7 protein-coding genes are annotated in these 8091 nt (G+C 67.4%); 3 read left to right on the top strand and 4 right to left on the bottom strand.

What is annotated here, in order from left to right; genetic code table 11:
- The first annotated feature begins 365 nt into the window (after positions 1-365).
- Positions 366-1154 (top strand): IclR family transcriptional regulator, encoded by a 789-nt coding sequence (locus VZC37_RS16765; protein WP_330433719.1) that lies wholly within the window; start codon positions 366-368, stop codon positions 1152-1154.
- Here the strand turns inward: VZC37_RS16765 and VZC37_RS16760 are convergent.
- Genes VZC37_RS16760 through VZC37_RS16750 form a run of 3 tightly spaced genes read right to left on the bottom strand, consistent with a single transcriptional unit; the run spans position 1145 to position 3999 of the window.
- A complete protein-coding gene (locus VZC37_RS16760) occupies positions 1145-1564 on the bottom strand; it encodes a MerR family transcriptional regulator (protein WP_330433717.1) in 420 nt (139 codons plus the stop codon). The genes VZC37_RS16765 and VZC37_RS16760 overlap by 10 nt on opposite strands.
- A gap of 4 nt (positions 1565-1568) precedes the next feature.
- Positions 1569-3068: a SulP family inorganic anion transporter gene (locus tag VZC37_RS16755; RefSeq protein ID WP_330433715.1), complete on the bottom strand. Its 1500-nt coding sequence runs from the start codon at positions 3066-3068 to the stop codon at positions 1569-1571.
- A gap of 43 nt (positions 3069-3111) precedes the next feature.
- Complete coding sequence (locus VZC37_RS16750) at positions 3112-3999, bottom strand: LysR family transcriptional regulator (RefSeq protein WP_330433712.1); 888 nt, start codon at positions 3997-3999, stop codon at positions 3112-3114.
- Positions 4000-4093: 94 nt separating this feature from the next.
- On the opposite strand from VZC37_RS16750, the gene VZC37_RS16745 reads away from it, so the two are divergent.
- Positions 4094-5293 carry an MFS transporter gene (locus tag VZC37_RS16745; protein WP_330433710.1) on the top strand — a complete coding sequence of 400 codons (1200 nt, stop codon included), beginning with the start codon at positions 4094-4096 and terminating at the stop codon, positions 5291-5293.
- A 12-nt stretch (positions 5294-5305) separates the two neighbouring features.
- Here VZC37_RS16745 and VZC37_RS16740 read toward each other — a convergent pair whose 3' ends face one another.
- A complete protein-coding gene (locus tag VZC37_RS16740) occupies positions 5306-6874 on the bottom strand; it encodes an HNH endonuclease signature motif containing protein (RefSeq protein WP_330433709.1) in 1569 nt (522 codons plus the stop codon).
- Positions 6875-7276: 402 nt separating this feature from the next.
- Between VZC37_RS16740 and VZC37_RS16735 the strand changes: the two genes are divergently transcribed.
- Entirely contained in the window at positions 7277-8089 is an 813-nt protein-coding gene (locus VZC37_RS16735) for a PIG-L deacetylase family protein (protein WP_330433707.1), read from the top strand.
- Positions 8090-8091: the final 2 nt, after the last annotated feature.

The raw sequence follows: 8091 nt of genomic DNA, 5'->3' as shown, positions 1-8091 counted from the left end.
ACCACCCACCGAACACCCCGAACAACCCGCGCCGCACGCCACATCGAAACACCGCCCGCGGGCAAATACCCCATGCCCCAACCCGCAAAACACCCCCTTGACAACAAACCTCATAGGCCGCTCAGGGACCAGATGGTCACACCCCCGATCCCTGAGGCTGAGGAGCGAGCTTGCGAGCGTCACCCCCCCGGCCCCTGAGGAGCGAGCTTGCGAGTGTCACCCCCGATCCCTGAGGAGCGAGCTTGCGAGCGTCACCCCCGACCCCTGAGGAGCGAGCTTGCGAGCGTATCGAAGGGTCACGAAGGGCCGGCCGCGTGTCGGGGAGTCCGGTCCCCGGCGGCGCAACAGGTATCGTGGACCGGGAAATGCCTGCTAATACGCCCGACCCCGACAAAGCCGCGGGGGGTGCCGTCCAATCCGTCGATCGGGCCCTGCAGGTGCTCGAGATGATCGGCCGGGCGGGCACCGCCGGGGTCACCGAACTCGCCGTCGAACTCGGGGTGCACAAGTCGACCGTGTCGCGGATCATCGGCTCCCTGGAGGCCCGGGGTTTCGTCGAGCAGGTACCGGACAGCCGCAAGTACCGCATCGGCTTCACCGTGGTGCGGTTGGCCGGGTCGACCACCGCGACGCTCGACCTGGCCAAGCAGGGTCAGGACATCTGCAACGCCCTGGCCGCCGAGACCGGGGAGACCACCAATCTCGCCGTCCTCGGCGGCGCCGACGCCATCAACGTGGTGGAGGCCCAGGGGTCGTCGAGCGTCGCGTTGCAGACGTGGGTCGGACAGTCGACACCCGCGCACGCGACCTCGTCGGGCAAAGCGCTGCTGAGCGGACTCACGACGGACGAACTGCGCGCGACGATGCCCGCCCGGCTGCAGGCGTTCACCGAGAACACCATCACCAGCCTGTCGGCGCTGACCGCGAACCTCGACATCGTCCGGGAACGGGGATGGGCGATGGCCGAGGAAGAACTGGAGGTCGGCCTCATCGCGGTGGCCGCGCCGATCCGTGACCACACCGGTCGGGTCGTGTCCTCACTGAGCATCTCCGGCCCGCGGTACCGCTTCGCCCCGGAGGACGCACCGCAGGTCGCAGCGAAGGTGATGCGCGCCGCCACCGAGCTGAACGAACGGTTCGGGTACTACGGCTGACTCCCGAACGCGCCGACCCGCTCGGCCAGCTGCTCAGTGAGTTCCTCCGCATACGCCAACTGCCGCGCCAGTTTTCGGCACGCGTCGCGAGCTCGTTCACCGAACTCTTCGAGCGTGTCGCGGGCGGCGGCCTTGGCCTCGGCGGTGGCGTCCGGGTCGTCGAGCATGTCCTCGGCGTCGAGCAGTCGCCGCATGTCGTCGAGGCTGAACCCGGTGGGTTTCATCCGGCGGATCACCAGCAGCCGGTCGATGTCGCCCGGGGTGTAGAGGCGGAAACCGCCGGCCGAGCGGGCCGACGGCGTGACCAGCCCGACCTCGTCGTAGTGCCGGATCGTCTTGATGGACAACTCGGTTCGGCTGGCCACCTCGCCGATCTGCAGCAGTTCGGTGTGCATCGGTTCTGGGTCCATCGCTTCAGTGTCCACCGGCGAGGTGTCCGCTCAGACGTTCGTGGCGGTCGGCGCTGTGGCCGTCGAGCCCGACGATGGTCGCCGTTTTCCCCTTCGCCGCGTACTTGGTCGTGACGGCATCGAGCGTGGCAACGGTCGATGCATCCCAGATGTGTGCGTCGCTCATGTCGATCACCACGTTGTCCGGGTCGCCGACGTAGTCGAACTGATAGACGAGGTCGTTGCTGGAGGCGAAGAACAGTTCGCCACGAACCGCGTAGACGCGGGTGTCCTCGTCGGGATGTGCGACGTCGACCACCTCCGTCAGGTGCGCCACCCGCCGCGCGAACAACACCATCGCGGTGATCACTCCGACGATGACACCGTAGGCCAGGTTGTGCGTGACCACGGTGACCACCACGGTGGCGAGCATGACGGTGATCTCGCTCTTCGGCATGCGGCGCAACGTCTTCGGGTTGATGCTGTGCCAGTCGAAGGTACCCACCGACACCATGATCATCACCGCGACGAGCGCGGCCATCGGGATCATCGCCACCACATCGCCGAGGCCGACGACCAGGATCAGCAGGAACACGCCGGCCAGGAAGGTGGAGATGCGGGTGCGGGCGCCGGACGACTTCACGTTGATCATCGTCTGGCCGATCATCGCGCACCCGCCCATGCCACCGAAGAAGCCGGTGACGATGTTCGCGACACCTTGTCCCACCGCTTCGCGGGACTTGTCCGAATGTGTGTCGGTGATGTCGTCGACGAGTTTCGCGGTCATCAGCGACTCGAGCAACCCGACCAGCGCCATCGTGAACGCGTACGGCGCGATGATGGTCAGGGTGTCCCAGGTGAACGGCACGTCGGGGATCAGCCATGCCGGCAGGCTGTCGGGTAGTTCGCCTTCGTCGCCGACGTTGGGCACCGACAGTCCGGCGACCAGGGTGACCGCGGTCAGCAGCACGATCGCCACCAGCGGTGCGGGGATGACGCTGGTGATCCGTGGCAGCAGCACGATGATGGCGATCCCGACGGCGACCATCGGGTACACCAGCCAGGGCACCCCGAGCAGGTGCGGGAGTTGCGCGGTGAAGATGAGGATGGCCAGCGCGTTGACGAACCCGACCATCACGCTGCGCGGGATGAACCGCATGAGCTTCGCGACGCCGAGGCCGCCGAGGATCATCTGGAAGATGCCGGCGAGGATCACGGCCGCGATCAGGTAGTCGAGTCCGTGGCTGGCCACCAGCGGCGCGACGACGAGTGCGACCGCACCGGTGGCGGCGGAGATCATCGCGGGCCGACCGCCGACGACGGCGATGGTGACCGCCATCGTGAACGAAGCGAACAGGCCGACGCGCGGGTCGACCCCGGCGATGATGGAGAACGAGATGGCCTCGGGGATCAGCGCGAGCGCGACGACCAGGCCGGCGAGGACCTCGGTGCGCAGGCGGCGCGGCGACCGAAGCGCGGCGAGCACCGACTGCTCGTGCTGGGGTGTGATGGTGGGGGTCGACACGAGCGGCGACTCTACCCTCCAGAGAGGGTAGAGTTTCAACTCGTCAGCCGGAGATGTGGTGCGCGCCACTATCTCCGGCAACGACGAACCCGCGGAACCGTTCCGCTGCGGCAGACAGCGGTCGGGGACGAAACCAGGTCAGTCCGATCTCGCGGGACTCGCCGAGCAGGGGTATCAGCGCGACCTCGGGGCTGCGGACGGAGTCGTCGACCGGTACCACCCCGATGCCCAGGCCCGCGCCGACGAGCCCCGTGATGGTGGCCAGCTCGGCGGATTCGAAGGCGATGGTCGGCGCGATATCGGCTGCGGCACAAAGTTCGTCGACGATGCGACGCATACCGAACCCGCGTTGCATGACGATGAAATCCTCGTCGGCCGCCTCCGCGAGACCGATGGCGGCGCGCCCGGCGAATCGGTGATCAGCAGGCACGACGAGCGCGAGATCCTGCTGCGCGATCGCGAACCACGCCATGTCCGTGCGCATCGGCCGGGGTGACACGATCGCCAGATCGGCATCACCATCGGCGACGTGATCGACGACCGTCGCCGCCGCATGCTGGGTCAGCGAGAACCGTGCGCCCGGATCGACCTCCCGGAACCGTCTGATCAGGTTCGGGACCATTGCCACCCCGAAGGAATGCAGGAAGGCCAGCCGCACGGGGCCGCTGGCCGGCTGCCTCAGGTCCTCGATCTCCCGGCGCGCGATGTCGAGCTGGACTCGCGCACGTCGGGTGCGTTCGAGGTAGACCTGCCCGAATCGGTTGAGGACGAGTCGACGGCCGTGCCGATCGAAGAGCGCGACGCCGAGGTCGCGTTCGAGTCGGGCGACGAATCGGGACAGGGTCGGCTGGGACACGTGGAGCTGCTCGCCGGCCGCGGTGAGGTTCTGAGCTTCGGCGATCGCTATGAACCAGTCCAGTTCGTCGTGCATCTCGGCGATACTAGCTGTGGTTATTCATGGATGAATGACATACCGGAAATCGATTCATTTTGAGCAATAGCGGGTCGGTGTTTGGCTGGTCTCGATGACCGCGACCGCTCCCGTCTCTGCCGCCACCCGCCACACGCTCGGCTCGCCCGGCTATCGGCGGGCCACCATCGCGCTGTTCGCGGCCGGCATGACGACGTTCATGGCGTTGTATTACGTGCAGGCGCTGCTGCCGCAGTTGTCCGACCACTTCGGCGTCTCCCCCACCTCGGCGGCGTTGTCGGTGTCGCTCACCACCGGTTTCCTCGCGGTCGCGATCATCCCGGCCAGTGTTCTGTCGGAGCGGTTCGGTCGGGTGCGGGTCATGGTGATCTCCGCGCTGGCCGCGTCGATCGTCGGCGTCGTGCTGCCGTGGGCACCGACCATCGAACTGCTGCTCGCCGGGCGCGCGCTGCAGGGAGTGCTGTGCGCGGGCGTGCCCGCGGTGGCGATGGCGTATCTCGCCGAAGAAGTAGACGGCGCCTCACTCGGAACGGCGATGGGCCGCTACGTCGCCGGCACCACCATCGGCGGTCTGACCGGCCGCCTGATCCCGGGGGTCGCGGTCGACGTCGTGGCGTGGCAGTGGGCGATGCAGATCGCCTGCCTGGTGTCGTTGGCGTTCGCGATCATGTTCTGGCGCACGATCCCCGCGTCGCGTTTCTTCACGCCGCGACGTATCTCGCCGGCGACCACGCTCCGCAACCTGCTCGCCCATCTGCGTGACCCGGGACTGTGGCCCCTGTTCGTGCTCGGGTTCGTGTTGATGGGCGGCTTCGTCACCGTCTACAACTTCGTCGGCTACCGGTTGCTCCGGGAACCGTTCTCGCTCAGCGAGGCTGTCGTCGCGACCGTGTTCGTGATGTATCTGGCCGGGACGTTCTCCTCCACCTACGCCGGCCGTCTGGCCGATCGCCTCGGCCGGCGTCCGGTACTGGTCGTCGCCGTGTCGACGATGCTGGGCGGTCTCGCGCTGACGCTGCCCGCACATCTCCCGCTGGTGCTGGTCGGCATGCTCCTGTTCACCGGCGGATTCTTCGCCGCCCACTCCGTGGCGAGCGGCTGGGTGTCGGCGCGCGCCACCGAGCATCGCGCCGAGGCGTCATCGCTCTACCTGTTCCACTACTACCTCGGCAGTTCGGTGGTGGGCGCGCTCGGCGGGCTGGCCTTCTCCGCGTTCGGGTGGGCAGGAGTCGTCGCCGCGGTGGCCGTCCTCGTGGTGATCGGATTGGGGCTCGCGGTACTCGGTCGACGCTGATAGCGACGAGGTTCAGAACGGCGGTGGATTCTGCTCGTTCCATCGATCCATCGCCCGCTTGTCGGCACGTTTGACCGCCGCACCTCGCTGGGTCCGGATGTTGTCGATGCGCTGGCGGGCGGGGTCGTCGGGTGGTCTTGTTGCGCGGGTCAACGATCCGAACAGGTCTCGGCCGGCGAACGCGTTGCCCAGATAGGTGTGGCCGGTGGGTGATTGGAAGAACACCTCGCCGAGAGGATCCTGATAGTCGCGCCACCCGGCGGCGAAGGTCTTGATCCGGTGATGAAAACGGCACAGCGGCTTCAGGTTTCGAGGGTCGGTTGGGCCGCCGTCAGCGTGCGGGACGGAGTGGTCGACGTCGGCGTGGAACGCCCGGTTGTTGCAACCGGGGAAGCTGCAGCACAATTCGCCGGAGCGGATGAGGTCGGCAACCTTCTTGCTCGGTGCGTAGCGGTCGACCTGTGCGGTGTTCGCGGAGTCGGGGTTCACGTAGCAACGCTGCGCCTCCGCGACGAGTGCCCGCGCGGTGTCGGCATCGATGACGCCCTGGCCGTCGAGGAACGCCGGGTCGTCGTCATGGCCGAGCAGGGTGCTCAGGTTCACGACGATGTGAAAGGTCGGTCGCGGGGCCACGGGATCGGATGTGGCTGCGTCGTCCGGTTCGGCCGGATCAGTGTCGGCGCCTTGGTTTTCGGGTGCTTCCGGTGGGCTAGCATCCGCGTCTGTCTCGTCGTCGGTGGAGCACGCCTCACAGCGGCAGGTGAGGGTGGTGGAACCGTCGGCCAGGGCGACGAGCGCGTCGGCGCGGCGTTGCGCGGCTGTGCGGGGATCAGCGTTGTCGACGGAGGCAGCCATCGCATTGAGTCGGGCGTCGACGGCGGCGGCCTGTTCGGCCGGCAGGGCACCACCGATGCGGGCCTGACCGGGTGTGTGGCGGTCAGGTCGGACGCTGATGTTCCGGTCCTTGTCGACGACTTCGCGACGCCGCCGGGTGGCGGCAGGGTCGTTCTCGGCGATGAGTTTGTCGATCATTGCAAGGAAGCGGGTCATCGACATCGGCTCGCGGGTCTCGATCGCCTCGGCGATGAGCTTGTCGAGCAGATCCAGGTTCTCGGGCGTGCAGAGACTGGTGCGGCGCACGATCGCGAGAAACCGGGGAAGGTCGATGCGGCCTGCGCCGAGGGTGGCACCGGTGAACGGCAACTGGTGGCGAAGGACACTGCCGGCTTCGATGAACTCACGGGCGCGTGCCGGTGGGATGGTGAGGGCCGCACCGACTTCCGCGACAGCCTGCTCGAGCCCGTTGGGGCCGTACTGGGCGCGTGGGTCCTCACCGGCGGCGGCACGCAGAGCCAGGCGTTCGAGGTCGGCCAGGGAGGTCGATTCCTCGCCGAGCGCGGCGGCCAGGCGGACGAGGTGGTCTTGCTCGCGTTCCTCGTGGATGAGGCTGGCGGCCTGCAGCATTCGATAGTCGGACGCCGCGCGCACCGCGTTCGTGTGATGGAGCACCTCGATCAGTTCGGTGGCCGAGTGCTGCTCATCCTCGCCCATCTGGGCCAGCGGACGCGCGGTCGATTGCATGAGTTCAAGGTATCGGTAGGGTCTGACAACTTTCGTCGGCGCAGATCAGGAGCCGCCTGCTTGTGGACAACTGTCCCAGGGCGTTGGGTTCGGCGCGCGGTGAGACTGGAATTTCGTTTATGGGTCACCGGGTCTCGATACGCCACTCGCTGCCGCTCGCGACTACTCGACCACCGAGAAGAGACAGATCAGGAGCCGGCAGCTTGTGGACAACCGGCCCGGGGGGCGTTGGGTTCGGGTGGTGACATTGGAATTTCGGTTACAGGTCACCGGGTCTCGATACGTCACTCGCTGCCGCTCGCGACTACTCGACCGCCGAGAAGAGGCAGTTCTGGAGACGGTTGGTGGTGGATAACGGGAGGCGGTCGGCGCGCCTGGCGTCGGTCCGAGCATGATCGACCCATGAGCACAATCGTCTTCGTCCATGCCCATCCCGACGACGAGGCCACCGGCACCGCCGGAAGCATGATCCGCGCGTCACGGGAGGGACACCGCGTGGTCGTTGTCTACTGCACGGATGGGGACCCGGGCGATGTGCCCGATGACCTTGCGCCGGGCGAGTCGGTGGTGAGTCGTCGCCGCGGTGAGGCGGAGGCCTCGGCGCTCATCACCGGTACCGCGCGCGTCGCCTGGTTGGGTTACGCGGACTCGGGGATGAGTGGCTGGGCGCAGAACAACACCGACGGCGTGTTCTCGCGCGCCGACGTCGGTGAGGCGGCCCGCCGGCTGGCAGACCTCCTCGACGAGGAGGACGCTGATGTCGTCGTCGGCTATGACTGGCACGGCGGCTACGGCCACCCCGATCACATCATGTTGCACCACACCACCCGCGCCGCAGCCGATCTCGCGGCGAAGCGGCCCCGCTACCTCGAGGTGACGATGAATCGGGATCTGATGCGTCAGCTGTTCACGCTCGCCAAGGAAATGGGTATGGACGAGGGATTCGACCCGGACGCCCGCGGCGACGACGGGAACCCGATCGGTACACCCGAGGCCGAGTTGCACTGGGCCGTCGACCTCGGCGACGACGTGACGGCCAAACGCGAGGCACTCGCCTGCCACGCCAGTCAGAGCGATGTCAAAGAGATGCTCGCGATTCCGGTCGAGGTGTTCCCGTTCGCGTTCGGCACCGAGCACTACATCGAGCCCGGCCGTCCGTCGGGGATGGTGCGGGGTTGGTGGTTGGACGACGTGGAGCGTGGAATACTGCCGTGACG

The sequence above is a fragment of the Gordonia sesuvii genome (assembly GCF_036350415.1).
GTDB classification, from domain to species: Bacteria; Actinomycetota; Actinomycetes; order Mycobacteriales; family Mycobacteriaceae; genus Gordonia; species Gordonia sesuvii.
This window is presented reverse-complemented; position numbering and strand designations above follow the sequence as displayed.

Excerpts from the sequence above, each read along its gene's own strand:
- VZC37_RS16765 (WP_330433719.1), top strand. The coding sequence starts at position 366 with ATGCCTGCTAATACGCCCGACCCCGACAAAGCCGCGGGGGGTGCCGTC.
- VZC37_RS16760 (WP_330433717.1), bottom strand. The coding sequence starts at position 1,564 with ATGGACCCAGAACCGATGCACACCGAACTGCTGCAGATCGGCGAGGTG.
- VZC37_RS16750 (WP_330433712.1), bottom strand. The coding sequence starts at position 3,999 with ATGCACGACGAACTGGACTGGTTCATAGCGATCGCCGAAGCTCAGAAC.
- VZC37_RS16745 (WP_330433710.1), top strand. The coding sequence starts at position 4,094 with ATGACCGCGACCGCTCCCGTCTCTGCCGCCACCCGCCACACGCTCGGC.
- VZC37_RS16740 (WP_330433709.1), bottom strand. The coding sequence starts at position 6,874 with ATGCAATCGACCGCGCGTCCGCTGGCCCAGATGGGCGAGGATGAGCAG.
- VZC37_RS16735 (WP_330433707.1), top strand. The coding sequence starts at position 7,277 with ATGAGCACAATCGTCTTCGTCCATGCCCATCCCGACGACGAGGCCACC.